Genomic DNA, 24,140 nt, shown 5'->3' on the forward strand with positions numbered 1-24,140 from the left:
AAGAAAACGCCTAGCGTAATGGAATGATATCGCCTTGCCAACCCTGCGAAGAGCGCTGACCAACCAACAAAAGAGAACCGCGATCGGCGCGAACAATAAGACGGCCATGTTCATCCCACAGTGCGCTGTTACCACGGGCGTTCGCCATTAGCACAGCGATGGAGTATTGATGTGAGAAAAACTCTAAGCGTCGGGTCGAAGCCAACAGGTCAGGTTCACCGATGCATTGCCCGGTTGTAAAGAGTGAACAACTCGGGTCCATATCAATACCTTCCGGTTGGCCATCCACTACAGTGATGGTTTCGGAACGTTGACCCAGGCATGCACCATGACTTTGATGATAAATTCCTGCCGTTTTCATCCAGGGGGCGAATACTGCAATACCGCGAATAAACCGCTCATTATATTCAACGGGAAGGCCAGCAATAATGGTCATTCGTGAGGTTGTTGCTGCATAACAAAGCGGGTCTAAAAGCGAGAGATCGGGCGGAGACGGAAGCGGACGACGTTTGTAATCGCATCCCAGTAGAGAAAGTGAGGGAAAAACCAACAGTTCGCACTGGTGCTTGGCGGCAGCCCTCACGAACTCCAGATGACGGGCTACCTGTTCAGTGAGTGAAGCATTACGAGGCTCATATTGTGCTGCTGCAACTTTCCAGTACGACATGATGACTTCCTTTTCATAGTGTCTGCGAATAATGGCGTGTATGAGAAAATACTTATAATTTAGCAGGCACCATGTAAGAAAGTGTAACTTAATATAAGGTTTATTTAAGTTTGGGCTCGTAAGGTAAACGTGACAGATTTACAGAGGCGAGACGGTGGGCAATAAGGCGCTCACGAAACCAGCCACGCAAGTGCTCCGGTTGTTCACGTTCAACCGCTTCAGCAATCACCGGCATATTGTACCGTTCTTTAAATGCCACTCCGGCAGCGGCCAGATCGACATTTACTTTATCCATTTCAGTTTGATCCAGTTTGGCCAGATTCTTCAGCATACGGTGTCTCCTCGTTAATTGCGGGCAAAAGTTACTAAGAGTCAGCCAGGATGGCAAGCCTGAATTGATGATCCTCGACTCTCTCATTAGACAAGGTTATGCTCTGTAAAAAACTCATTACAAAAAGGAATAGATAATATGGTTTCAACTGCGCGTTCTCTTCGTTATACACTGGCAATAATTGCCGGTTCGCTGGCGGCCCCTTCCGTCTGGGCTCATGCGCACCTGACTCACCAGTATCCTGCGGCGAATGCGGCGGTCACCGCTGCCCCACAGGCCATTACTTTAAATTTCTCTGAAGGTATTGAACCTGGATTCAGTGGGGCCAAAATCATCGGCCCGAAGAATGAAAATGTTAAAACATTACCCGCGAAACGTAATGAACAAGACAAAAAGCAATTGGTAGTTCCGCTTGCCGACGCCCTGAATCCCGGAAGTTATACCGTTGACTGGCATGTTGTTTCGGTGGACGGACATAAAACCAAAGGGCAGTACGCCTTTACAGTGAAATAAAGCATGCTAGCGCTTACTTGGGTCACACTGCGATTTATCTATTTTATCTCTCTGATGCTGGTTTTTGGCTTCGCGATGTACGGGGCATGGTTGGCACCAGTGACGATTCGTCGATTATTGACGAAGCGTTTTTTGCGTTTACAACAGCACGCAGCCGCATGGAGTTTGATCAGTGCCGCAGCGATGTTCGCCGTTCAGGGTGGGTTGATGGGGGCGGGATGGCCAGATGTCGTTTCGCTGAGCATCTGGCAGTCGGTGTTACAAACGCACTTCGGAGGCGTCTGGATCTGGCAAATCGTTCTCGCTCTCGTTACGTTGACCGTCGTTCTGATGCAACCACGGAATATGTTGCGGTTACTGTTCATGCTGACTACCGCGCAATTTATCCTGATGGCGGGTATGGGACACGCGACATTAAATGAAGGATTAACCGCAAAAATTCATCAGACCAATCATGCCGTACATCTTATCTGTGCTGCAGCATGGTTTGGAGGGCTACTGCCGGTTGTCTGGTGTATGCGGCTGGTGAAAGGGCGCTGGAGACGCCCGGCCATTCATGCGCTGATGCGTTTTTCCTGGTGCGGACATTTTGCTGTCATTGGCGTGCTAGTAAGTGGTGTGCTCAATGCATTACTCATCACGGGATTTCCCCCCACGCTTGCCACTTACTGGGGCCAGCTCTTATTGCTCAAAGTCATACTGGTAATGATTATGGTGGTTATCGCGCTGGCAAATCGTTATGTTCTGGTCCCGAGAATGCGGCATGATGAAGCCCGGGCTGTTCCCTGGTTTGTATGGATGACTCAACTCGAATGGGCGATAGGCGCGGTGGTACTGGTGATTATCAGCCTGCTAGCGACTCTGGAACCGTTTTGATGGATTACGATAAATGATGAAAAAAAGTATATTGGCGTTTTTGTTGCTCACCAGTTCCACTGCGGCGCTGGCGGCTCCTCAGGTGATTACCGTCAGCCGTTTTGAAATTGGCAAAGACAAATGGGCGTTTAATCGCGAAGAAGTGATGTTGACATGCCGACCGGGTAATGCGCTGTATGTCATTAATCCCAGCACCCTGGTGCAATACCCTTTGAACGATGTTGCGCAAAAAGAGGTTTCCAGTGGGAAGACTAAGGCCCAGCCTATTTCAGTGATCCAGATTGAAGATCCCAACAAACCCGGTGAAATAATGAGCCTGATGCCATTTATAGAACGAGCTGAAAAACTTTGCTGATTACCTGAATTAGTCTTTTGATTTGCCAAAAAAAACGCCCAGGATCTTTTATCAGATCGGGCGTTTTTTTTACTTTTAAAACGATGATTAAGACGCTTTTTTCTGACCACTTTTCGTGTGGACTGGAAAACCTGGCGTCGTCATCTATTCTTAAAGGGCTAGGCAACTAAGCCTGCATTAATGCCAACTTTTAGCGCACGGCTCTCTCCCAAGAGCCATTTCCCTGGACCGAATACAGGAATCGTATTCGGTCTCTTTTTATCTATTAAGCCAGCGGATGAATACATCACTGTTTTCCCTGTGCTGACTTCACAATCAACCATAACACACACTCTACTGCTTCAGTCCAGCCTTTTTTAACATTTATGTTAAAATAATGTGACCTTCTGCGCGGGAGTAAAAAATTGATGAAAGAGGCAGGCCGCACCTATCAGAAAATTGATGGCAGCCATTGGCGACATATCTGGTTGGTGGGGGATATTCATGGCTGCCTTGGGCTACTGCGTATCAAATTATGGCATTGCCGTTTTGACCCGTGGCAAGACTTATTGATCTCGGTAGGAGATGTTATTGATCGTGGTCCGGAGAGTTTACGTTGTCTTCAACTACTGGAGCAACGCTGGGTCAGAGCGGTAAGAGGTAATCATGAGCAGATGGCGATAGATGCGCTGGCCGCGCAGCAGATGTCTTTATGGTATATGAACGGTGGCGACTGGTTTGCTGCGCTGGCAGATAAGCAACAGAAGCAAGCAGAAAGGGCGCTCAGCAAATGCCAGCATTTGCCTTTTATTCTTGAATTAAACAGTCGCACTGGCAAACACGTTATTGCCCATGCTGATTATCCTGACGACGTTTATCAATGGCAAAAGGACGTCGATTTGCACCAGGTATTGTGGAGTCGTTCGCGATTACGTGAAGGCCAAAAAGGGCAGGGAATTACCGGTGCTGACCATTTCTGGTTTGGACATACGCCGTTACCTCATCGAGTAGATATTGGAAACTTGCATTATATAGACACCGGCGCCGTCTTCGGAGGGACACTCACAATGGAACAACTCCAGTAATTAAAAGTCACTGTACTCCTGCGCGGGCCGCCAGAACCCATCAATAAAATCCTCAACAGGAAAGCAGCCGCCGTGGCGGATCCGTTGATCGTCCATTGAGTAGACGCACTGCTGTTCCGTGTTGTAAACATCAACAACAATATCTTCACAGCCAGCGTCCAGATAGCAAACAAAAAGTACCAGCGCGAACATTTCATCCTCGAAGTGTGGTGCCGTACCGTTAAGTTTAGGAGAGGATTTTACTTCGGGGAAATAACCAGAATAAATAACCCGTCATGCCGACGGGTTCTTTTTGGATCAGGCAAGACGCATAATCCAGGCATCAGACTTTTGATCGTAGCGGGTACGGTACAGGACAGAGTGTTCGCCGTTTAGTAGAGCTGGAATGCTGGTTTCGGCGTCCCAGGCATCAAGTTGCATACACAAATCGGGGTCAGATTTACAAGGAATAGTTAATGTTCGATCACCTGGCGATTCGCCGTGTAACTCGCCGTCATCGATTTCAAAAGCGCCTATGCGCACACTGGTTTTCATCTTCGTGCTCTCCATTTATCTGCCGGTTGTGGTACGACCAGTCCGATCGCACCATTTTTCAGCGTAGTTGAGGCAGGCGAATGTGCCAGTCAAAAAGTGCGCTTTTTTTGTGCGCTATCAGGCGTTACCGGTAAAAAGTTTCCCATCGCGCACCAGTTCACGTGGGTAACTGTTTTTCAGTCGCGAGCCAATACGTTTGGCTAAACCTATTGGCTGATGCTGGAAGGTTACCAGCACATCATCCGTAGTTGGCACGGTTTGCGGGTAAACATCGCGCCCGCGATACCACTCTTCCGCTTCCTGAGGCGTCAGTTCGAAAGCGTTCGTATGGTTGGGGGAGGCCAGGGCAATAACCGCTTCATGCTGCCAGCGATAACCTTTGTTATGCGTTTCAGCAAGCTTAATTCCCAGACGGGAAAATCGGACTTTACCGATCAGGGCTTCAATACCCGCAGGGAACAGCCAGAGTTCTTTATCGCGCTGCCAGAGGCGCAGATTTTCATCCCACTGTAAGCCAACGGCAGTCGCCGCCTGGCGAATTTGTGCGGCTTCGCGATCTTTGATTGGGCTAAACGGGAAATTACCCACTTTGTATTTCGGTGCGGGTAAGGCGGGAATCGACTGTGTTTTGCGTAACCGGGCAACGAAGAAGCCTTCGCAGTCGTAAATTTGCGGAAAAACGTGCAAAAAGCCTTCTTCGGTGAGTGCCTTGTCCGCACCAGGGAAGAGATCGCCCAGCGGTAAAAACTCTACTGCATCGGGGTAAGTCTCTTTCAGCCACAAGCAAACGGCTTCGTTTTCTTCCTTGTTTAAGGTACAGGTCGAGTAAACCAGCGTACCGCCAGGGCGTAATGCATGAAAGGCACTGTCGATCAGTTCCCGTTGGGTGGCAGCAATTTCCTGATTGCTTTCTGGTGACCAGTTTTTCAGTGCGTCGGGATCTTTACGCACCACGCCTTCGCCAGAGCAGGGGGCGTCCAGTAAAATGGAATCGAACATTTCTGGTAACGCCGCACCAAAGACGCGGCCATCAAAATGAGTCAGAGAGACGTTACGGACACCGCAGCGACTGATATTGGCATGTAACACTTTTACCCGGCTGGCGGAAAACTCATTGGCAAGAATCGCCCCTTCGTTATTCATGCGAGCGGCAATTTGCGTGGTTTTTGAACCAGGTGCGGCGGCGACATCCATCACCCGCTGTGGGGTATTATCGTCGGCAAACAATGCGGCAACGGGCAACATTGAACTGGCTTCCTGAATATAAAACAGGCCGCTTAAATGCTCGGCGGTACTGCCCAACGGCAAGGTTTCTTCATCATCGCGTTCAATCCAGAAACCTTCTTCACACCACGGAATCGGCGTTAGCGTCCAGCCGTAAGGGGCGGTTAATTGCAGGAAATCAGCAACGGAGATTTTCAGGGTATTTACGCGAATGCTGCGGCGCAACGGGCGCTGACAGGCGGCGAGAAAATCATCAAAAGAGAGCATCGAAGGCATGGCTTCGCGCATTTGTGTCAGAAAGGCGTCCGGGAAATAAACGGTGTGTTGGGCCACGAGCATGTACCACTGGCAAAAAAACAGGCGCGCAGTTTAGCATAAACGCTCCGGCGCAGGCACGCCGGAGCAATGTGGCTTATCGGGGGAGTGCTGTTCCCCATTCACGCCACTCTTTCGGTTCACTTTCCTGCAACAGGAAGTGTTTGCCTTCCTGGGCTTTCGGTGCCAGCGGTGTACCTGGAGGCGTGGCGAAGGCGATACCCCCACGGATAAACTGGTTAAAGGTACCGGTTTTCACCACGCCGCCCGTCAGACCGAAGTCCAGACTGTAGCCCGAAGCTAGCCAGAAGACGGAATTGTTACGTACCAGGTGCTGGTAACGTTTACTGATGCGCATCGCAATCATCACGCGATCTGACAATGTCCCCAGCGTCATTCCGGTGACTGTACCTACTTCCAGACCACGGAACAGTACTGGCGTACCAACACCTAACGAACCGGCTTCCGGCGCTTCAACAATAATGCTTAAGCCATCAAGGTAACGCGAATCAGTAATGGTAGCTTCTTGCAATTCAAAGTCACGGCGAGGATTACCCCGACCTGGTTCGACGTTGATATACGGCTGGAGGATCGTATCAAGATGCTCAACGCCTGCTGCCGAAATTTGCGGTGTGACCACTGAGAAGCGTGTACCACCGCGCGCAAAGGTCTGGACATATTCAGGATAGAGCACCGCCTTTGCCTGTACTTCATTGCGCGCGGTGATCAGATCCAGAGTCTGGATTTGCCCGATATCAATACCGAGATAGCGAATTGGCATACCGACCGCCAGTTTTCCGGCATCGAATGCGTGGAGCGTAATCTGCCCGCCAACCGCACGAGCCGCTGTTTCGGAAGCATACAAAATCCGCTTATCGCCTTTACGTTGGCTGGCGCTGGCACCGCTGAGATTATCGAAGCTGATGGCTCCCTTTAACGCCCGCGAAAGCGGTGACGCCTGAACGGTCAGGCCGCTGCCGTTAAGTTGAACTTTCGCGCCACCTTCAGCCCAGAACACGCTGTTGCTGGTCAGCAGGTTGCGATATTCCGGTTTAATGTGCAGATCGATATCGAACGCATTGGCCCGTGGACGTACGGTAATCACTTCACCGACCTCAAATTTACGGTACAGCACTACCGACCCTGCCTGCACATCCGGCAGTGTCTCCGCACTTAAACTCACGGTCGTGGTAGGTAAATCGCTAAGACTATTTTCGAGGGCTTTTTCCAGATTGGCGTACAGTGGGTAACTGGTTTTCATCTCACCTTTGTCGCCTGGCAGAATACGGATCCCGCCGTTGAGCCATTCTGAGGCGCTGGCACCGAGAAACTCGACACCATCCAGACCCACTTTCACGTCGACACGACTATTAACGACAAATTTGCTGTCGCCTTTTACCAGTTCGCGATGCTGGGGTTCGATAGCGACGGTAAATGTCACGCCTTTGCTGGTGAGTTTACGGTCGATAACCTGACCTACCTGTACGCCGTGAAGAATGAGCGGCTGACCGGCATCAATTCCATAGCTTTCTGGTGCTGTCAGGGTTAGCGTCAGAACATCGGGTTCATGCAGTAAAGCTTTCTCGCCAGGCACAACGACAAACTCTTTGCGTGGTTCGCCATCACCCGGTACCAGTTCGAACGTTTTGCCGGTCAGCAGGGCGCTGAGATTGGCGTCGCTGAGGGATAACTTCGGGTTACGTAATTCGATGCGGGTGTTTTCACGAAGCAGAGTGACGACGCTGGGATCAACGGTCATTTCTCCGGTGACTTTGCCACCTGGGTTTAAATTCAGTTTGGTCAGTTGCCCGACTTCCAGTCCCTGGTACATGAGCGGCGTTGAATCGGCGTTTAATCCGGCTCCACTTGGTAGATCCAGCTTTATGATCACCCCACGCTGGCTGTGGGCGAGATCCTCATACAGACCAAAGGTATCTTCCGGATCGGCAGGTTTCGACTCTTCTGGTGAATCGAAGGCAATCGCACCGTTAACCAGGGCAGCCAGACTTTCCAGTTTTACCTTCGCGCCACTGATACTGACATTGGCATCAACGCCGGAAACGTTCCAGAAGCGGCTGCCTTTTTTCACCAAATCGGTGAAACGCCGCTCAATCAGGACATCAATCACCACGCCTTGCTTATTGGGATTGATCGCATAGTCATAGACGCGTCCCACCGGAATTTTACGGAAATAGACCAGCGAACCGCTGTTCAATGAACCGAGATCGGGGGCTTGCAGGTGGATCATCAGATCACCATTATCCAGCCGATACTTTGGCTGGGTATCGAGCGCCACAAAGTGATCCTGCTCTTTACCTTTACCCGGCATCATGCCGATATAGTTACCGCCGACCAGCGCATCCAGCCCGGAAACACCTGCCAGTGAGGCTTTCGGCGTCACCAGCCAGAACTGCGTCTCTTCGCGCAGGGCATCTTTCATATCGGACTTGATGCTGACCTTCACTTCAATCTTACGTAGATCGTCGCTAAGGCTGACATCCTGCACCGTGCCGACTTCAACGCCCTGATAACGAACAGGCGTGCGACCTGGAACAATGCCGTCTGCCGACATAAAGTCGATGGTGACGGTATTGCCTCTATCCTGATAACTACCCCAAATCAGCCAACCGGCAATCATTAGCGCGATGAATGGCAACAGCCAGAAAGGTGAGATACGGCGTTTAGTTTTAATTTGCGCTTCAGTCGTCGAAGCGGGCGTTTCCTGACTCATGTGCATCCCAAAGTAAGCGGCTGTCCAGCCATTCCACAGCAAGAATAGTCAAAATAACCGCTGCGCCGAAATAAAACGCAGCGGGTCCCATAGTAAAAGCGAGGATCTGATCGCGATTAATCAGCGACATGGTTAATGAAATGACAAACAGATCGAGCATCGACCAACGGCCAATCCAGGTCACCATCCGCAACAGCAAAATCCGCGTGCGTAAGCCTTGCTGGCATTTAAAATGAATGCTTACCAGTAAAGTAAACATGACGATCACTTTGGTGAACGGCACCAGGATACTGGCGATAAAAACAATGCCGGCAACTGCAATATTGCTGTTTGCCAGCGACATAATTCCTGAAAGAATCGTATCTTCTTGTCGTCCACCGTTCAGGTAGATGATCGAAATAGGCAGCAGGTTGGAAGGTAACAATAAGACAATTGAAGCCAAAAGAGCAGCCCAGCATTTTTGAATACTATGATGGCGACGCAAGCGAAGTGGGATATGGCAACGCGGACAACGACCGCGCGGATCGGGATAGCCGGTAAAGTGACAACCCAGGCAAACGCGTAATTTCTCATCCCTACGCGTGGCAGGGTGCTGCGGATAAAATCGCTCCCACAGCTGTTCAACATTAAGATGTGACAATGTCACTGTTGTTAAAATCACCAGCGCGAAAAAAGAGAATAGCCCGACGCCCGCCTGGATATGGGCGTAATCCTGTACCTTTATAGAAGCAACGCCAATGCCGACCAGATAGATATCCAGCATTACCCACTCTTTTAGTCGCTCCAGCATCAGCAACACCGGGCGTAAATTCATTCCCAGCCGATTGCCAAACCATAAATAAGCAATAGAGGTCACCAGTATGAGAGGTGCACCTATAACGCAGAAAAACACCATTGCGCCGGTTATCGCATCGCCCTGTTTGGTCATTTGCCAGATGCCTTGCATTACATTGGCGTCGATACGGATACCTAACAGCCAGATATGTAATAGAGGTTCGCCCCAGGCAAACGGCATAAGCAACAACATAGTAAAAGCCATTGCAGCCAGCCTTGTGAGCGACCAGTCACGCCCATCGCGAATTTTCGCCTGACAGCGCGGGCAATAGGCACTCTGGTGAGAATTTATCTCGGGCAGGCTAAACAGCATGTCACATTGCGGGCAACGTTGATAATCACCACGCGGTAGTTCCTCGCCAATTGCGCTCACTGTTATCTTTTTTGTCGGCGTAATTTGTGGGGTGTTAAGAGCCATGACATGCCAAATGTAATAAGAATTAACATTTATCTTAACCCATGATGGGAATGATCTTGAGCATTAACGCATTTAATGCTTATTTTAATAGGCTGGCAGTTCCAGGTAAGACAACCAAGTGATTATATAATGAACAAAACAGAATTTTACGCGGACTTAAACCGCGACTTTAATGCGTTGATGGTGGGAGAAACCAGTTTTCTGGCAACGCTGGCGAATACCAGTGCTTTGTTATACGAGCGTCTGACTGACGTAAACTGGGCTGGATTTTATTTACTTGAGGACGATACGCTGGTACTCGGGCCGTTTCAGGGCAAAATTGCCTGCGTACGGATCCCGGTAGGGCGTGGCGTGTGTGGCACTGCTGTTGCCCGCAATGAAGTACAGCGAATCGAGGATGTTCACGCCTTTGATGGGCATATCGCCTGTGATGCGGCGAGTAATTCTGAAATCGTTCTGCCGTTGGCGGTGAAAAATCAGATTATTGGCGTTCTCGATATCGACAGTACTGTCTTCGGTCGCTTTACAGACGAGGACGAGCAAGGCTTACGTCAGCTTGTGGCACAGCTTGAAAAGGTGCTTGCAACGACGGATTACAAAAAATTCTTTGCGAGCGTCGCAGGATAATCAACGGATAACGTAGCATTTACTGATGACGTCATTATAATGACGCCTGTTCATGCCTGCGCTTGTTGGCTACGTCCGTTGTAATCAGGAAATTTCATGGAAAATCAACCTAAGTTGAATAGCAGTAAAGAAGTAATCGCGTTTCTGGCCGAACGTTTTCCCCACTGTTTCAGTGCGGAAGGTGAAGCGCGTCCGCTGAAAATCGGTATTTTTCAGGATTTGGTCGATCGCGTTGCTGGGGAAATGAACCTTAGCAAAACGCAACTGCGATCCGCTTTACGTCTCTACACTTCGAGCTGGCGCTATCTGTATGGCGTTAAACCAGGCGCGACGCGTGTCGATCTCGACGGCAACCCATGCGGTGAGCTGGACGAGCAGCATGTAGAACATGCTCGCAAGCAGCTTGAAGAAGCGAAAGCGCGCGTCCAGGCGCAGCGTGCCGAACAGCAGGCGAAAAAACGCGAAGCTGCCGCAGCTGCAGGTGAGAAAGAAGACGCACCACGCCGCGAACGCAAGCCACGTCCTGCCGCGCAACGCCGTAAAGAAGGCGCCGAGCGCAAACCTCGCGCGCAGAAACCGGCTGAGAAAGCGCCAAAAACAGTAAAAGCACCTCGCGAAGAACAGCACACCCCAGTTTCTGACATTTCAGCTCTGACTGTCGGACAAGCCCTGAAGGTGAAAGCTGGTCAAAATGCGATGGATGCCACCGTATTAGAAATCACCAAAGACGGCGTCCGCGTCCAGCTGAATTCGGGTATGTCTTTGATTGTGCGCGCAGAACACCTGGTGTTCTGAAACGGAGGCCGGGCCAGGCATGAACATGTTTTTTAGGCTTACCGCGTTAGCTGGCCTGCTTGCAATAGCAGGCCAGACCTTCGCAGTAGAAGATATTACGCGTGCTGATCAGATTCCGGTATTAAAGGAAGAGACGCAGCATGCGACGGTGAGTGAGCGCGTAACGTCGCGCTTTACCCGCTCCCATTATCGCCAGTTCGACCTCGATCAGGCATTCTCGGCCAAAATCTTTGACCGCTACCTGAACCTGCTTGATTACAGCCACAATGTGCTGCTGGCAAGCGATGTTGAACAGTTCGCGAAAAAGAAAAATGAGCTGGGCGATGAACTGCGCTCCGGTAAACTTGACGTTTTCTACGATCTTTACAATCTGGCGCAAAAACGCCGTTTTGAACGTTACCAGTACGCCTTATCGGTACTGGAAAAACCGATGGATTTTACCGGCAACGACACTTATAACCTGGACCGCAGCAAAGCGCCCTGGCCGAAAAACGAGGCCGAGTTGAACGCGCTGTGGGACAGCAAAGTCAAATTCGACGAGTTAAGTCTGAAGCTGACAGGAAAAACGGATAAAGAAATTCGTGAAACCCTGACTCGGCGCTACAAATTTGCCATTCGCCGTCTGGCGCAAACTAACAGCGAAGATGTGTTCTCGCTGGCAATGACGGCGTTTGCGCGCGAAATTGATCCGCATACCAACTACCTTTCCCCGCGTAATACCGAACAGTTCAATACTGAAATGAGCTTGTCGTTGGAAGGTATTGGAGCGGTGCTGCAAATGGATGATGACTACACCGTTATCAATTCGATGGTGGCAGGTGGCCCGGCAGCGAAGAGTAAAGCTATCAGCGTTGGTGACAAAATTGTCGGTGTTGGTCAAACCGGCAAGCCGATGGTTGACGTGATTGGCTGGCGTCTTGATGATGTCGTTGCCTTAATCAAAGGGCCGAAAGGCAGTAAAGTTCGTTTAGAAATTTTACCTGCCGGTAAAGGGACTAAAACCCGTACGGTAACACTGACGCGTGAACGCATTCGTCTGGAAGACCGCGCAGTTAAAATGTCCGTGAAGACCGTCGGCAAAGAAAAAGTGGGCGTACTGGATATTCCAGGCTTCTATGTTGGCTTGACAGACGATGTCAAAGTTCAGTTGCAGAAGCTGGAAAAACAGAATGTCAGCAGCGTCGTCATCGACCTGCGTAGCAATGGCGGCGGGGCGCTGACCGAGGCAGTATCGCTCTCTGGTTTGTTCATTCCTTCCGGTCCGATTGTTCAGGTCCGTGATAACAATGGTAAAGTCCGCGAGGACAGTGATACCGACGGCCAGGTGTTCTATAAAGGCCCGCTTGTGGTATTGGTTGACCGATTCAGTGCTTCGGCTTCAGAAATCTTTGCCGCCGCGATGCAGGATTACGGTCGCGCGCTGGTTGTGGGCGAACCAACATTCGGCAAAGGCACTGTCCAGCAGTATCGTTCTCTGAATCGTATCTACGATCAGATGTTACGTCCTGAATGGCCGGCGCTGGGGTCAGTGCAGTATACAATCCAGAAATTCTATCGCGTTAACGGTGGCAGTACCCAACGTAAGGGCGTGACGCCGGATATCATCATGCCGACAGGCAATGAAGAGACGGAAACGGGAGAGAAATTCGAAGATAACGCGCTGCCGTGGGATAGCATTGATGCTGCAACCTATGTGAAATCAGGCGATTTATCGGCGTTTGAGCCGGAATTGCTGAAGGAACATAATGCGCGCATCGCGAAGGATCCTGAATTCCAGAACATCATGAAGGATATTGCTCGTTTCAATGCCATGAAGGACAAACGCAATATTGTTTCTCTGAATTACGCTGTGCGTGAGAAAGAGAACAATGAAGATGATGCGATGCGTCTGGCGCGCTTGAACGATCGCTTTAAACGCGAAGGCAAACCGGAGTTGAAGAAACTGGATGATTTGCCAAAAGATTACAAGGAGCCAGATCCGTATCTGGACGAGACAGTGAATATCGCACTCGATCTGGCGAAGCTGGAAAAATCCAGACCAGCGGAACAGCCCGCTCCCGTCAAGTAACATCAATCAGGCACAAGAAATTGTGCCTGATTTTTTAACAGTGGCAAGATGCCGTAAATCAGATGCTACAAAATGTAAAGTTGTGTCTTTCTGGTGACTTACGCTCTATCCAGACTTGAAAATAGTCGCGTAACCCATACGATGTGGGTATCGCATATTGCGTTTTGTTAAACTGAGGTAAAAAGAAAATTATGATGCGAATCGCGCTCTTCCTGCTAACGAACCTGGCCGTCATGGTCGTTTTCGGGCTGGTACTGAGCCTGACAGGGATACAGTCGAGCAGCGTTCAGGGGCTGATGATTATGGCCTTGCTGTTCGGTTTTGGTGGTTCCTTCGTTTCGCTTCTGATGTCCAAATGGATGGCATTACGATCTGTTGGCGGGGAAGTGATCGAGCAACCGCGTAACGAAAGGGAACGTTGGCTGGTCAATACTGTAGCAACCCAGGCCCGTCAGGCGGGGATTGCTATGCCGCAAGTAGCTATCTACCATGCGCCGGATATCAACGCCTTTGCGACAGGTGCTCGTCGTGATGCCTCTCTGGTTGCTGTCAGCACCGGTTTGCTGCAGAACATGAGCCCGGATGAAGCCGAGGCGGTAATTGCCCACGAAATTAGCCACATTGCGAATGGTGACATGGTTACCATGACGCTGATTCAGGGCGTGGTAAACACCTTCGTTATCTTTATTTCACGTATTCTGGCGCAGCTTGCCGCGGGCTTTATGGGCGGTAACCGTGATGAAGGTGAAGAGAGCAACGGCAACCCGCTGATCTACTTTGCGGTTGCGACGGTGCTGGAGCTGGTATTTGGTATTCTGGCGAGCATTATCACCATGTGGTTCTCGCGTCACCGTGAATTCCATGCCGATGCAGGTTCAGCCAAACTGGTTGGTCGTGAAAAAATGATTGCTGCGCTGCAGCGTCTGAAAACCAGCTATGAGCCGCAGGAAGCAACCAGCATGATGGCTTTTTGTATCAATGGTAAGTCCAAATCGCTGAGTGAGCTGTTCATGACTCACCCGCCGCTGGATAAACGTATTGAAGCCCTGCGTACCGGTGAATACCTGAAGTAATTTGCAGTAAATTATAAAAAAGCGCGTCTTGGTTGACGCGCTTTTTTTTTAGCCTTGTGCGCGCGGTTGGGTAATGCGTAAACCACTGACACAGGCGGCGATCACTGCCAGAATAGCCGCAGCCGTCAGCGAGACGTGCGTACCATTATCACCAAACTGATTCAACATCAGCGCCACCAGAGCTGCACCGCTACTCTGACCAAGCAGACGCGCTGTACCCAACATTCCACTGGCACCACCGCTACGCTCACGCGGGGCGGAGGTAATAATGGTGTGATTATTGGGGGACTGGAATAACCCAAAGCCTGCACCGCATAAGATCATCGGCCAGATGATATTGATATCGGCAGGCGAAGCTGGCAACAGGACCAGAGAAAAAAGTCCCGCGGCCATGATGAACAGCCCTAAAGCACCAAGCAATCCTGCATGGACGCGCTCTATCAAATAACCAGCCAGCGGAGCCATTACCATCGTTGCCAACGGCCACGGGGTCAGGAGCAAACCTGTCTCAACTTCACTACGTCCAAGTACGGTTTGCAGATAAAAAGGCAGGGAAACCATCGCCAGCATTTGCGCGCAGAAAGAACAAATGGAGGTACAAATTGATAGTGTAAACAGCGGAATACGCAGTAAATCCACCGGTAGCAATGGAACAGGAAGGGAAAGCTGGCGGCGAATAAAGAAAATACCAACAATAATCATTACCGCCAGTTCAGCACCGATCAGCGTCAGTGATTGCCCCTGAGCAAAACCACTCAAGGCAGTAATAAGCAGGCCAAATGTCAGCGCATTCATCACGGCGCTGGGCAGGTCAAACCGCGGCTTACTGGCACGAGAACCATTTGGCGGCAGAAAACGCATTGCCAGGAGTAGGGCGATAATACCCAACGGTACATTAATTAAAAATAACCACTTCCAGGACGCAATTGAAAGGATTGCGGCGGCGATCGTCGGCCCGGCAGCGGAGGAGACGGCGACGATAAAAGAGTTAATTCCCATCCCTCGCCCCAGAAAACGTTGTGGGTAGATTAAGCGGATGAGTGCAGTATTGACGCTCATTAACGCCGCGCCGCCAAAACCTTGTATTACACGCGCCAGGGTTAGCATTTGCAGTGAATCAGAAAGAGCGCAGAACAACGATGAGAGCAGAAAAACCACCAGACCGAATTTATAAATTCGTCGATAGCCAAACATATCGCCCAAAAAAGAGAACGAGAGTAAGGAGATAACAATCGCGATTTGGTAGGCATTCACCACCCAGATGGAACTGGCTGGTGTGGCGTGGAGATCGGTTGCAATGGTTGGCAAGGCGACATTAGCGATAGCGCCGTCGAGAACCGCCATCGAAATACCAATAATAATGGTTAATATTGCGCCGTACCGCTGAGGCAACGGCAGGCCATCGGCCTGAACTTTTGGCATAGGAATTTTATATCTTTTGGTAATAATCAACAGGGGTATGATTTTAGCACTGATATTCACGGTGAATGTCGCAGAATTGTAACTAACCGGCAAAAGATGGATTGCGACCACCCTGGCGCGAAATTATAATAAAAAACAGTTCTGATTTTTATAAAACACTCGCAATGAGGTGATAAATGGCTAACGCAGATCTGGATAAACAACCTGATTCTGTATCTTCCGTACTGAAGGTTTTTGGCATTTTGCAGGCGCTGGGCGAAGAGCGCGAAATAGGGATAACCGAGCTTTCACAGCGCGTCATGATGTCAAAAAGCACCGTTTATCGCTTTTTACAGACCATGAAAACCTTGGGCTATGTCGCGCAGGAAGGGGAGTCGGAGAAATACTCTCTGACCCTGAAATTATTTGAGCTGGGCGCTCGTGCGCTACAAAACGTCGATCTTATTCGCAGTGCTGATATCCAGATGCGTGAGATCTCCCGTTTGACCAAAGAAACCATTCATCTTGGCGCACTGGATGAAGACAGTATCGTTTACATCCACAAAATTGACTCTATGTACAATTTGCGCATGTATTCACGGATTGGCCGTCGTAATCCGCTGTACAGCACTGCGATTGGTAAGGTGCTGCTGGCATGGCGCGATCGCGATGAAGTGAAGCAAATTCTTGAGGGCGTGGAATATAAACGCAGCACCGATCGGACCATCACTAGCACAGAGGCGTTATTACCCGTGTTAGATCAGGTCCGTGAGCAGGGATACGGCGAAGATAACGAAGAGCAGGAAGAAGGGCTGCGCTGCATCGCCGTTCCGGTGTTTGACCGCTTTGGCGTGGTGATTGCCGGCTTGAGTATTTCCTTCCCGACGCTGCGTTTTTCTGAAGAACGTTTGCAGGAGTATGTGGCTATGTTGCATACGGCAGCGCGCAAGATATCCGCACAAATGGGGTATCACGACTATCCATTCTGATTAAAATAAGAACCTGTCTGCATAAAATTCAGACAGGTTCTTCATTTAGCGTGGATTAAATAATGTTAATAGTGATATCGTTCGAGCAGAAGATGAAAGTACTTTATATCCATTAGTTTTGATGTGGATATTTGTACCGTTATCTATCAATCATTATCGACGACGATATTGCTTTTACGTAGCAGCGGGCAATCTGTAATCCCCAAAAATCCACTTTTAGTATGAAGATATTGCACCGTGCTTGTGCTTCGGGCGGTGAGATATGTGCATTGCAGCCCTAACCCGGCAGCATTTTCCTTGCTTCCAATCAGAACGCCATATCCGCTGAGTAATAATCCTGTCCATACCAGTGCTATCAAGATAATTGTGCGAATGATGAATCGCATTACGACCTCTTCTCTTTTTGTTTGCTTAATCGTAGCGGCAATATGGACTGAAGCAAGCGTATCATTCCGAAAAAGCACGAATATCGACATGGTTAGACGTTGTTTAACTAACGCATGATAGTTTAAAGGCAGAAGATAGGTTAAACGGAGATTGGAGTGAAAAAGTTTCGATGGGTCGTTCTGGTTGCCGCTGTGCTGGCTTTCTTGCTGCTATGGATGCAGGTATTCAACATAATGTGCGATCAGGATGTGCAATTTTTCAGCGGAATTTGTGCCATCAATCAGTTCATCCCATGGTGATATCATTTTTTCATCAGTAGATTTCCTTCCTGCGTAGCAGTGGTAAAATGGCGCCTCTACTTAGAGGTGGTTAAATGAACGAAGTTGTAAATTCAGGCGTGATGAACATTGCGTCTTTGGTCGTATCGGTAGTAGTTCTTATTATTGGGCTCATCTTGTGGTTTTTCATCAACCGTGCCAGTTCCCGGACTAACGAACAGATTGAACTGCTTGAGGCATTGCTGGATCAGCAAAAACGGCAGAATGTACTGTTACGCCGCTTGTGCGAAGCTAACGAACCTGAAAAAGCCGATGAAAAGGTTACTGAGAACCAAAAAACGGGTGAAGATGAAGATATTATTCGTCTGGTAGCAGAACGGTAATCCTTCCTGCAATTTGAGTAACCCTGTGTTGATGGGTTACTCATCTCATCATTCTTACATGCACTATAATGATGCAATTGATTAAAATTAATCCTTTATTGGATTTTGATTATTTTCTCTGTTATTTATTCATTTATTTTGACATCAGAAAAAGTTATTTTTTATACTTGCTGATTGGGATGTTTGCATCGGAATATTGATTAATTACAGCATTGTTTATAAGCGAAACGTTTCTCTTCTCATTTTTTTTATCATTCATCATTTTTTCTTATTTTACATTATTAACATGCTTTGAATATGGCATCGGCATTGCATCTATGTATGTTGTTAACTGACTGTTTTATGAGATAAAGTTATATAACACTTTATCATTACATAGTATAAAAAGTGATATCACACACATTGTGGAATTAAATTTTATTTCTGAACTGGAAGATTAGAACTTATTGAACTATGTTAGAAACCACATCAGTTCAGGCATCTGTTTGTACTGGTATGCTTAAGTGTCTCGATATATCGACACGCAGTTCGTTGCATAAATGTGCAAAAAAAGTGGAAGGCGCATCGAGATTTGTGCAGCTGATCGAGACATGTTTAAAAATGGCTTGCCATAATTAACGTTGTATGTGATAACAGCTTTGGGTTAAACGAGGTACAGTTCTGTTTATGTGTGGCATTTTCAGTAAAGAAGTCCTGAGTAAACACGTTGTCGTTGAATACCGCTTCTCTGCCGAACCTTATATTAGTGCCTCAAGCAGTAATGTGTCAGTTTTATCTCTGTAATGCCTGCGGGCGAAGAAAACAATCTAAGGAATTTTTCAAATGGCAAAGATTAAAGGTCAGGTTAAGTGGTTCAACGAGTCTAAAGGTTTTGGCTTCATTACTCCGGCTGATGGCAGCAAAGATGTGTTCGTACACTTCTCCGCTATCCAGGGTAATGGCTTCAAAACTCTGGCCGAAGGCCAGAACGTTGAGTTCGAAATTCAGGACGGCCAGAAAGGTCCGGCAGCTGTTAACGTAACCGCTATCTGATCGAATTCACTGATCTGAAGTGTTAACGCACTTCAATCTCGCTATAAAGCCTCGTCGAAAAGCGAGGCTTTTTACTTTGTTTAATGCTCGCTTACGACCTTCGAATATTTGCCCGCAGCGCGATTCGCGTTACACTTGCGGCATTTAGTATCCCGCCGGAGTTTTCATGTCGTTTTCCTGTCCACTTTGCCACCAGCTTCTATCTCTTGAAAAAAATAGCTATATCTGTCCGCAGCGGCATCAATTTGATATGGCGAAAGAGGGATATGTCAATCTGCTACCCGTTCAATATAAACGATCCCGCGATCCGGGAGACTGCGCGGAAATGATGCAGGCGCGACGTGCGTTTTTAGATGCCGGTCATTACCAGCCGCTTCGTGATGCGATAGTCGCTCAATTGCGTGGATGTCTTAATGAGCACGCAACAGCGGTACTGGATATTGGCTGTGGGGAAGGGTATTACACTCATGCTTTTGCCGATGCCTTGCCAGTAGTGACAACCTTTGGTCTTGATGTCTCTAAGGTCGCAATTAAAGCTGCGGCGAAACGCTATAAGCAGGTTACCTTTTGTGTCGCTTCCAGCCACCGTCTGCCTTTTGCCGATGCCAGTATGGATGCCATTATTCGCATCTACGCGCCATGTAAAGCAGAAGAGTTAGCGCGTATCGTCAAACCAGGAGGGTGGGTAATTACCGTTACTCCAGGGCCACGACATTTAATGGAGTTGAAAGGGCTGATTTACGACGAAGTACTTCTGCATGCCCCCCATACTGAACAACTGGAAGGTTTTGCATTACAGCAGAGTGATGAACTGCGGTATCCGATGCGTCTTCGCGGCGATGAAGCTGTTGCATTGTTGCAGATGACGCCGTTTGCCTGGTGTGCGAAGCCTGATGTCTGGCAAACGTTGGCGGCAAAAGAAGTATTCGACTGCCAGACGGACTTTAATATTCACCTCTGGCAGCGAACAAATTAACCGTGGTAGTGCGTCCAGAGGATCTGGACGCCGATGCCGATCAGTACCAGCCCGCCGAGAATTTCCGCTTTTTTCCCAATAATTGAGCCGATAAAGCGACCAACCATCATCCCTAATGTCGACATAATCAAGGTTGCACAACCAATGGCCAATGCGGTCGCGATAATGTTGACCTGCAGGAAGGCAAGACCTACGCCAACAGCCATGGCATCCAGGCTGGTGGCAATCGCGGTGGTTACCAGTAGCCAGAAACCGTGTCGACGGCGCGGTTCTTCATCTTCATCATCTGCGCCACGAAAACCCTCAATAATCATTCGCCCGCCGAGGAATATCAGCAGCACAAACGCAATCCAGTGGTTCCATTCGAGGACAAAGCGGCTGGCTAACATGCCCATACCCCAGCCGATCAGCGGCGTCAGGGTTTCGACGGCACCAAAAATAAGGCCGGTTCGCAACGCTTCAGAAAATTTCGGTTTATGGAGGGTGGCACCTTTACCGATTGATGCAGCAAATGCATCCATCGACATACCAAACGCAAGAAGAACAGTAGCAGTGATATTCATGACAACGTCCTGACCGGGGTATCCATAAAACACATCTTCGCCCCCCGCAAACATGCACACATGAACGACAAGAGGCGCTCATGCAGGCATAGCGATTGATGTGCATATGGTCTCGCCTGACTGAAAATGTTCAGTCCGTACGTGCCACGTTTTGCAACGAGTATGTTGACACGTACATTTCCGGAGTCTGGAAATCGGCTACTCCCCAAATGAGGGCGCAACCTTAACATATTTTGAGAATATAAAACAACTGTTGGAATATATTATTTCATTACTTCATTGATAACGATTTTCATTTAGATTTATATATAAATGAAACGTTAAAATAAATAACAAATGATCGAAGAGATAATATAGCCTAAGCTATGTCTGGTTATTAAAAACACACTTAACATAGCTTTGGCTAAAGATATAACCTATTGAGTTGAAACAAGAAGTTTATAAATCTTTTCCAGATCGTCGATATTTCGAACGCGGATTAACAACCGACGCTGTTCTAATTGCATAACCAGGACACCATCTTCCGATAAGTTTATTGCTTTTATCCGGCTATATTCAATCCAGACATTGGCGAAGAAAAAACCTTTCTGTTTAAAGATGATCTTCGGAACGCGGATCCAGAATATATAAAAACCCATCAGCGCCAGAGCACTTAATAACCAGGTGGTAATTTGTGCGCCATGACTGGTCACATTATTGTAGATAAGAATGACAATCAGCCCGACGAAGATAACGCTGTCGATGCGACCGCGCCGCAGCAAAGGAATTGCCAGCAGGGTGGGGCCATTGCGGCGGGGCATAATGAACTGATCGTATATCGCAAAGGCAAGCAGTGCGGCGATGAACAGAATCAGCACCAGTTCCGTGATTGTCATTAATCCTCCAGATAAAAAAACGGGGCCAAAAGGCCCCGGTAGTGTACAACAGTCTTACAGTCCAAGCAGGCCGCAAGCGTAACCAGCGATACCGATGACGAAGAAGCCAACGATGATCCACAGCGGGTTCACTTTTTTGCGCAGCAGCCACATACAGGCGAAGGTCAGCAGCAGCGGTACCAGGCCCGGCATTAACTGGTCAAGAATGGTCTGTACAGTGGTAACGTGCTCTTTACCCGTCTGGTCAGTGATGCGTGAGACGACCAGCGGGATATTGACATGTGTCCACTTGTTAACCAATGCCCCCATGACAAACAGGCCGAGAATAGACGCCCCTTCCGTCAGTTTTTGCAGGAAGCCGCCGCCCATATCTTTAACGATATCGATGCCCTTGGAGTAACCATATGCTACGCCGTAGTAACGCGTTGCCAGACGTACCAGGTTAAACAGGATAAAGAACAGCAACGGACCTAACAGGCTGCCGCTCATCGCGATACCGGCGCCCAGAGCTGCAAATACCGGACGTACCGTACCCCAGAAGATTGGGTCGCCTACACCTGCCAGCGGACCCATCAGACCTACTTTGATACCGTTGATTGCACCATCGTCGATCTCTGCACCGTTAGCACGCTGTTCTTCCAGCGCCAGGGTTACGCCCAGAATTGGCGCCGCCACGAACGGTTGGGTGTTAAAGAATTCGAGGTGACGTTTAATCGCCTGTTTACGGGCATCGTTATTTTCCGGGTAGAGGCGACGAATCGCCGGCACCATAGAGAAGCAGAAGCCCAGCGCCTGCATACGCTCGAAGTTCCATGAACCCTGGAAGAGGTTAGAACGCAGGAAGACGCCACGAATATCACTCTTAGTGAGTTTTTTCTCAGTGGTAGTTTGAGTTGTATCAACCATTTCGCTCACCTGTTAGTCCAGTTCGTTGTCGAGATCGTTGTTACCAGCAGCCTGAACTGGCGCACCGGCGACACGGTTATATTTCGGGCTCAGCTGAATGTAGAGCACCGCCATAACGGTACCGATGACACCCAGAGCAACCAGGTTAAAGTTGGTGAATGCTGCGGTTACGAAGCCGAGGTAGAAGAACGGCATCAGGTAGCCAGCACGCATCATGTTGATAACCATCGCATAACCAACTACCACGATCATGCCACCGGCAATGTTCAGACCATTGGTCACCACTTCCGGAATGGCGTTCAGCATGTTTTGAACTTCACTGGTACCAACAGAAAGCGCAACGATAACGGCCGGAATAGCCACACGCATAGCTTGCAGGAACAGAGACGAAACGTGGATCCATGAAATCGCCGTCAGGTTACCGTTTTCAGCTGCTTTATCCGCAGCGTGCTGGAAGGCAACGGTAATAGTACGAACGATAATGGTCAGCACCTGGCCTGCTGCTGCCAGAGGGATTGCCAGCGCGATACCGGCACCGATGCTCTGATGACCAGCAATAACCAGAATGGTAGAAATAATAGAAGCCAGGGCGGCGTCAGGTGCAACAGCGGCACCGATGTTCATCCAACCCAGCGCGATCATTTCAAGGGTACCACCGATAATAATACCGGTTTTCATATCCCCAAGAACGATACCCACCAGGGTACACGCGATTAGCGGACGGTGAAACTGAAATTCATCGAGGATTGATCCCATACCTGCGATACAGGCTACGATAAATACCAGCACAATTTGAAGAGCGGTAATCTCCATTGTACTTCTCCTGTTTACGTAAGACTTAAGTGTGAAAACTGAGTGATAATCAACACAATACGTTACTTATCGATTTTGCTGATCAGATCCATCATTTTCAGTTTCTGGTCGGTGGAAACCTTACGGACTTCCAGCTCGATACCGCGCGCATTCAGTTTCTTGAACGCTTCGATATCTTTTTCATCAACCGAAACCGCGTTATTCACCTGAGTTTTGCCCTGACGGAATGCCATACCACCGACGTTGACTGAGGTGATTTTCACGCCGCCTTCAACGAGACGCTCAACATCTGTCGGGTTGGTAAATAACAGCATCACGCGTTCGCCCGCATATTTCGGGTTGTTGTAGACGCGAATCATTTTGGCGACATCAACTACATGCGCTGTTACGCCGGGAGGTGCAACCTGGGTGAGCAGTGTCTTACGAACGGTATCCGCAGCCACTTCGTCACTAACTACGATGATACGGGAGACATTAGTTTCTTTGGTCCAGCGGGTAGCAACCTGACCGTGAATCAAACGATCGTCGATACGCGCGAGGCCAATTACCATATAGTCGTTTGGTCCCATCGGTTTTGCCGGTGCAGGAGCCGCTTTCGGTGCCGCTGCGGCGGGGGCAGGTGCTGCTTTTTCAACTGGTTTCGCTTTCAGTGCTTTCACACCTTCGCGGCCTGTTTCTACGGCCAGTGCTACCAGTTCGTCAAAGCTTGGGTCATCATCACGAGCCATTAACGTTTCCACTAACATTGGAATGTTAACGCCTGCGATCACTTCATAATGCTCTTTGTCGACGACAATGCGGCTGGCAGCATTGAACGGACTGCCTCCCCATGTATCAACGAGAAACAGCACGCCTTTAGTGGTGTCGAGTTTTGCCAACTGAGCGTTGTACTTTTCGATTAGCGTTTCGGCATTTTCGCCAGGAACAAAATCGATCCAGCCAACGTTTTCCTGCTCGCCTAACAGCATCTCTGCCGTTTTAAGCAACTGCTCTGCAGCCCAACCATGTGTGCCTATAACAATAGCAATGGTCACTTGCTACCTCCTTATTATTGTTAACATCTCAACGTGCCAGATGTATTTTTGAATCGTCGTCCACAATCGAATCGATTC

Annotated in this window: 28 protein-coding genes; 14 read left to right on the top strand and 14 right to left on the bottom strand. The window is 49.1% G+C overall.

Annotation, left to right across the window (positions count from 1 at the left end; all coding sequences use genetic code 11):
- Positions 1–10: 10 nt before the first annotated feature.
- Both yobB and holE read right to left on the bottom strand, forming a co-directional pair.
- On the bottom strand, positions 11–667 hold the full coding sequence (gene yobB / locus FEK42_RS03160; RefSeq protein WP_135492719.1) for a carbon-nitrogen hydrolase family protein YobB: 657 nt from the start codon (positions 665–667) through the stop codon (positions 11–13).
- Positions 668–767: 100 nt separating this feature from the next.
- Complete coding sequence (gene holE, locus FEK42_RS03165) at positions 768–998, bottom strand: DNA polymerase III subunit theta (protein WP_000916758.1); 231 nt, start codon at positions 996–998, stop codon at positions 768–770.
- 138 nt (positions 999–1,136) lie between these two features.
- Here holE and yobA point away from each other — a divergent pair, with 138 nt between their 5' ends.
- The 4 genes from yobA (at position 1,137) to pphA (ending at position 3,806) form a co-directional block, all read left to right on the top strand.
- Complete coding sequence (yobA, locus tag FEK42_RS03170; protein ID WP_135492718.1) at positions 1,137–1,511, top strand: CopC domain-containing protein YobA; 375 nt, start codon at positions 1,137–1,139, stop codon at positions 1,509–1,511.
- Positions 1,512–1,514: 3 nt separating this feature from the next.
- Positions 1,515–2,387, top strand: coding sequence for a copper homeostasis membrane protein CopD (copD, locus tag FEK42_RS03175; RefSeq protein WP_138211735.1), 873 nt, complete (start codon positions 1,515–1,517; stop codon positions 2,385–2,387).
- Positions 2,388–2,400: 13 nt separating this feature from the next.
- Complete coding sequence (locus FEK42_RS03180) at positions 2,401–2,742, top strand: YebY family protein (protein WP_135492717.1); 342 nt, start codon at positions 2,401–2,403, stop codon at positions 2,740–2,742.
- 407 nt (positions 2,743–3,149) lie between these two features.
- A complete protein-coding gene (gene pphA / locus FEK42_RS03185) occupies positions 3,150–3,806 on the top strand; it encodes a protein-serine/threonine phosphatase (RefSeq protein WP_131161131.1) in 657 nt (218 codons plus the stop codon).
- Here the strand turns inward: pphA and FEK42_RS03190 are convergent, their stop codons facing one another.
- From FEK42_RS03190 to yebS, 5 genes are all read right to left on the bottom strand, one after another.
- The gene (locus FEK42_RS03190; RefSeq protein ID WP_130208463.1) at positions 3,807–3,998 is read right to left on the bottom strand and encodes a YebW family protein; all 192 of its coding nucleotides are present in this window, start codon (positions 3,996–3,998) and stop codon (positions 3,807–3,809) included.
- Between the two features lie 105 nt (positions 3,999–4,103).
- On the bottom strand, positions 4,104–4,340 hold the full coding sequence (locus FEK42_RS03195; RefSeq protein ID WP_002431586.1) for a YebV family protein: 237 nt from the start codon (positions 4,338–4,340) through the stop codon (positions 4,104–4,106).
- A 117-nt stretch (positions 4,341–4,457) separates the two neighbouring features.
- Entirely contained in the window at positions 4,458–5,897 is a 1,440-nt protein-coding gene (gene rsmF, locus FEK42_RS03200) for a 16S rRNA (cytosine(1407)-C(5))-methyltransferase RsmF (RefSeq protein WP_135492716.1), read from the bottom strand.
- A gap of 79 nt (positions 5,898–5,976) precedes the next feature.
- Positions 5,977–8,610, bottom strand: a complete 2,634-nt coding sequence (yebT, locus tag FEK42_RS03205) for a lipid-binding membrane homeostasis protein YebT (RefSeq protein WP_135492715.1) — start codon at positions 8,608–8,610, stop codon at positions 5,977–5,979.
- Entirely contained in the window at positions 8,579–9,862 is a 1,284-nt protein-coding gene (yebS, locus tag FEK42_RS03210; RefSeq protein ID WP_135492714.1) for a membrane integrity lipid transport subunit YebS, read from the bottom strand. The genes yebT and yebS overlap by 32 nt, the downstream gene beginning before the upstream one ends.
- A 129-nt stretch (positions 9,863–9,991) precedes the next feature.
- Here yebS and msrC point away from each other — a divergent pair, with 129 nt between their 5' ends.
- The 4 genes from msrC (at position 9,992) to htpX (ending at position 14,425) form a co-directional block, all read left to right on the top strand.
- Positions 9,992–10,489: an L-methionine (R)-S-oxide reductase gene (gene msrC / locus FEK42_RS03215; protein WP_135492713.1), complete on the top strand. Its 498-nt coding sequence runs from the start codon at positions 9,992–9,994 to the stop codon at positions 10,487–10,489.
- A gap of 96 nt (positions 10,490–10,585) precedes the next feature.
- Positions 10,586–11,284, top strand: coding sequence for an RNA chaperone ProQ (gene proQ, locus FEK42_RS03220; RefSeq protein WP_000431365.1), 699 nt, complete (start codon positions 10,586–10,588; stop codon positions 11,282–11,284).
- Positions 11,285–11,303: 19 nt separating this feature from the next.
- Positions 11,304–13,352, top strand: coding sequence for a carboxy terminal-processing peptidase (prc, locus tag FEK42_RS03225; RefSeq protein ID WP_130208453.1), 2,049 nt, complete (start codon positions 11,304–11,306; stop codon positions 13,350–13,352).
- Between the two features lie 191 nt (positions 13,353–13,543).
- Positions 13,544–14,425, top strand: coding sequence for a protease HtpX (htpX, locus tag FEK42_RS03230; RefSeq protein ID WP_000984517.1), 882 nt, complete (start codon positions 13,544–13,546; stop codon positions 14,423–14,425).
- A 48-nt stretch (positions 14,426–14,473) separates the two neighbouring features.
- Here htpX and FEK42_RS03235 read toward each other — a convergent pair whose 3' ends face one another.
- On the bottom strand, positions 14,474–15,847 hold the full coding sequence (locus tag FEK42_RS03235; RefSeq protein ID WP_130208451.1) for an MFS transporter: 1,374 nt from the start codon (positions 15,845–15,847) through the stop codon (positions 14,474–14,476).
- 176 nt (positions 15,848–16,023) lie between these two features.
- Here FEK42_RS03235 and kdgR point away from each other — a divergent pair, with 176 nt between their 5' ends.
- The gene (gene kdgR / locus FEK42_RS03240; protein WP_096849880.1) at positions 16,024–16,815 is read left to right on the top strand and encodes a DNA-binding transcriptional regulator KdgR; all 792 of its coding nucleotides are present in this window, start codon (positions 16,024–16,026) and stop codon (positions 16,813–16,815) included.
- Between the two features lie 146 nt (positions 16,816–16,961).
- On the opposite strand, the gene FEK42_RS03245 is transcribed toward kdgR, so the two are convergent.
- Positions 16,962–17,201 carry a YobH family protein gene (locus FEK42_RS03245; protein WP_130208729.1) on the bottom strand — a complete coding sequence of 80 codons (240 nt, stop codon included), beginning with the start codon at positions 17,199–17,201 and terminating at the stop codon, positions 16,962–16,964.
- 156 nt (positions 17,202–17,357) lie between these two features.
- On the opposite strand from FEK42_RS03245, the gene mgrB reads away from it, so the two are divergent.
- The 5 genes from mgrB to rlmA all read left to right on the top strand — a co-directional run bounded on the left by mgrB (position 17,358) and on the right by rlmA (position 19,871).
- Positions 17,358–17,501 (top strand): PhoP/PhoQ regulator MgrB, encoded by a 144-nt coding sequence (gene mgrB, locus FEK42_RS03250; protein ID WP_130208449.1) that lies wholly within the window; start codon positions 17,358–17,360, stop codon positions 17,499–17,501.
- A gap of 74 nt (positions 17,502–17,575) precedes the next feature.
- Positions 17,576–17,863, top strand: coding sequence for a YebO family protein (locus FEK42_RS03255; RefSeq protein ID WP_130208447.1), 288 nt, complete (start codon positions 17,576–17,578; stop codon positions 17,861–17,863).
- Positions 17,864–18,529: 666 nt separating this feature from the next.
- Positions 18,530–18,646 carry a DUF2627 domain-containing protein gene (locus FEK42_RS03260; protein ID WP_064529246.1) on the top strand — a complete coding sequence of 39 codons (117 nt, stop codon included), beginning with the start codon at positions 18,530–18,532 and terminating at the stop codon, positions 18,644–18,646.
- Between the two features lie 39 nt (positions 18,647–18,685).
- The gene (gene cspE, locus FEK42_RS03265) at positions 18,686–18,895 is read left to right on the top strand and encodes a transcription antiterminator/RNA stability regulator CspE (protein WP_001062678.1); all 210 of its coding nucleotides are present in this window, start codon (positions 18,686–18,688) and stop codon (positions 18,893–18,895) included.
- Positions 18,896–19,061: 166 nt separating this feature from the next.
- Positions 19,062–19,871 carry a 23S rRNA (guanine(745)-N(1))-methyltransferase gene (gene rlmA, locus FEK42_RS03270; RefSeq protein WP_135492712.1) on the top strand — a complete coding sequence of 270 codons (810 nt, stop codon included), beginning with the start codon at positions 19,062–19,064 and terminating at the stop codon, positions 19,869–19,871.
- Here the strand turns inward: rlmA and mntP are convergent.
- The 5 genes from mntP to manX all read right to left on the bottom strand — a co-directional run bounded on the left by mntP (position 19,868) and on the right by manX (position 24,062).
- Complete coding sequence (gene mntP / locus FEK42_RS03275) at positions 19,868–20,434, bottom strand: manganese efflux pump MntP (protein WP_001353153.1); 567 nt, start codon at positions 20,432–20,434, stop codon at positions 19,868–19,870. The genes rlmA and mntP overlap by 4 nt on opposite strands.
- Positions 20,435–20,850: 416 nt before the next feature.
- Positions 20,851–21,309 carry a DUF986 family protein gene (locus FEK42_RS03280; protein WP_135492711.1) on the bottom strand — a complete coding sequence of 153 codons (459 nt, stop codon included), beginning with the start codon at positions 21,307–21,309 and terminating at the stop codon, positions 20,851–20,853.
- A gap of 54 nt (positions 21,310–21,363) precedes the next feature.
- Entirely contained in the window at positions 21,364–22,215 is an 852-nt protein-coding gene (gene manZ, locus FEK42_RS03285) for a PTS mannose transporter subunit IID (RefSeq protein ID WP_130208438.1), read from the bottom strand.
- A gap of 12 nt (positions 22,216–22,227) precedes the next feature.
- Positions 22,228–23,028 carry a PTS mannose transporter subunit IIC gene (gene manY / locus FEK42_RS03290; protein WP_064529241.1) on the bottom strand — a complete coding sequence of 267 codons (801 nt, stop codon included), beginning with the start codon at positions 23,026–23,028 and terminating at the stop codon, positions 22,228–22,230.
- Between the two features lie 62 nt (positions 23,029–23,090).
- Positions 23,091–24,062, bottom strand: coding sequence for a PTS mannose transporter subunit IIAB (gene manX, locus FEK42_RS03295; RefSeq protein ID WP_130223509.1), 972 nt, complete (start codon positions 24,060–24,062; stop codon positions 23,091–23,093).
- Positions 24,063–24,140: the final 78 nt, after the last annotated feature.

The organism is Escherichia sp. E2748 (genome assembly GCF_005781125.1).
GTDB lineage: Bacteria > Pseudomonadota > Gammaproteobacteria > Enterobacterales > Enterobacteriaceae > Escherichia.

Coding starts and splice junctions, on each gene's coding strand:
- yobB (WP_135492719.1), bottom strand. CDS start 667: ATGTCGTACTGGAAAGTTGCAGCAGCACAATATGAGCCTCGTAATGCT.
- holE (WP_000916758.1), bottom strand. CDS start 998: ATGCTGAAGAATCTGGCCAAACTGGATCAAACTGAAATGGATAAAGTA.
- yobA (WP_135492718.1), top strand. CDS start 1,137: ATGGTTTCAACTGCGCGTTCTCTTCGTTATACACTGGCAATAATTGCC.
- copD (WP_138211735.1), top strand. CDS start 1,515: ATGCTAGCGCTTACTTGGGTCACACTGCGATTTATCTATTTTATCTCT.
- FEK42_RS03180 (WP_135492717.1), top strand. CDS start 2,401: ATGATGAAAAAAAGTATATTGGCGTTTTTGTTGCTCACCAGTTCCACT.
- pphA (WP_131161131.1), top strand. CDS start 3,150: ATGAAAGAGGCAGGCCGCACCTATCAGAAAATTGATGGCAGCCATTGG.
- FEK42_RS03190 (WP_130208463.1), bottom strand. CDS start 3,998: ATGTTCGCGCTGGTACTTTTTGTTTGCTATCTGGACGCTGGCTGTGAA.
- FEK42_RS03195 (WP_002431586.1), bottom strand. CDS start 4,340: ATGAAAACCAGTGTGCGCATAGGCGCTTTTGAAATCGATGACGGCGAG.
- yebT (WP_135492715.1), bottom strand. CDS start 8,610: ATGAGTCAGGAAACGCCCGCTTCGACGACTGAAGCGCAAATTAAAACT.
- yebS (WP_135492714.1), bottom strand. CDS start 9,862: ATGGCTCTTAACACCCCACAAATTACGCCGACAAAAAAGATAACAGTG.
- msrC (WP_135492713.1), top strand. CDS start 9,992: ATGAACAAAACAGAATTTTACGCGGACTTAAACCGCGACTTTAATGCG.
- proQ (WP_000431365.1), top strand. CDS start 10,586: ATGGAAAATCAACCTAAGTTGAATAGCAGTAAAGAAGTAATCGCGTTT.
- prc (WP_130208453.1), top strand. CDS start 11,304: ATGAACATGTTTTTTAGGCTTACCGCGTTAGCTGGCCTGCTTGCAATA.
- htpX (WP_000984517.1), top strand. CDS start 13,544: ATGATGCGAATCGCGCTCTTCCTGCTAACGAACCTGGCCGTCATGGTC.
- FEK42_RS03235 (WP_130208451.1), bottom strand. CDS start 15,847: ATGCCAAAAGTTCAGGCCGATGGCCTGCCGTTGCCTCAGCGGTACGGC.
- kdgR (WP_096849880.1), top strand. CDS start 16,024: ATGGCTAACGCAGATCTGGATAAACAACCTGATTCTGTATCTTCCGTA.
- FEK42_RS03245 (WP_130208729.1), bottom strand. CDS start 17,201: ATGCGATTCATCATTCGCACAATTATCTTGATAGCACTGGTATGGACA.
- FEK42_RS03255 (WP_130208447.1), top strand. CDS start 17,576: ATGAACGAAGTTGTAAATTCAGGCGTGATGAACATTGCGTCTTTGGTC.
- FEK42_RS03260 (WP_064529246.1), top strand. CDS start 18,530: ATGTGTGGCATTTTCAGTAAAGAAGTCCTGAGTAAACACGTTGTCGTT.
- cspE (WP_001062678.1), top strand. CDS start 18,686: ATGGCAAAGATTAAAGGTCAGGTTAAGTGGTTCAACGAGTCTAAAGGT.
- rlmA (WP_135492712.1), top strand. CDS start 19,062: ATGTCGTTTTCCTGTCCACTTTGCCACCAGCTTCTATCTCTTGAAAAA.
- mntP (WP_001353153.1), bottom strand. CDS start 20,434: ATGAATATCACTGCTACTGTTCTTCTTGCGTTTGGTATGTCGATGGAT.
- FEK42_RS03280 (WP_135492711.1), bottom strand. CDS start 21,309: ATGACAATCACGGAACTGGTGCTGATTCTGTTCATCGCCGCACTGCTT.
- manZ (WP_130208438.1), bottom strand. CDS start 22,215: ATGGTTGATACAACTCAAACTACCACTGAGAAAAAACTCACTAAGAGT.
- manY (WP_064529241.1), bottom strand. CDS start 23,028: ATGGAGATTACCGCTCTTCAAATTGTGCTGGTATTTATCGTAGCCTGT.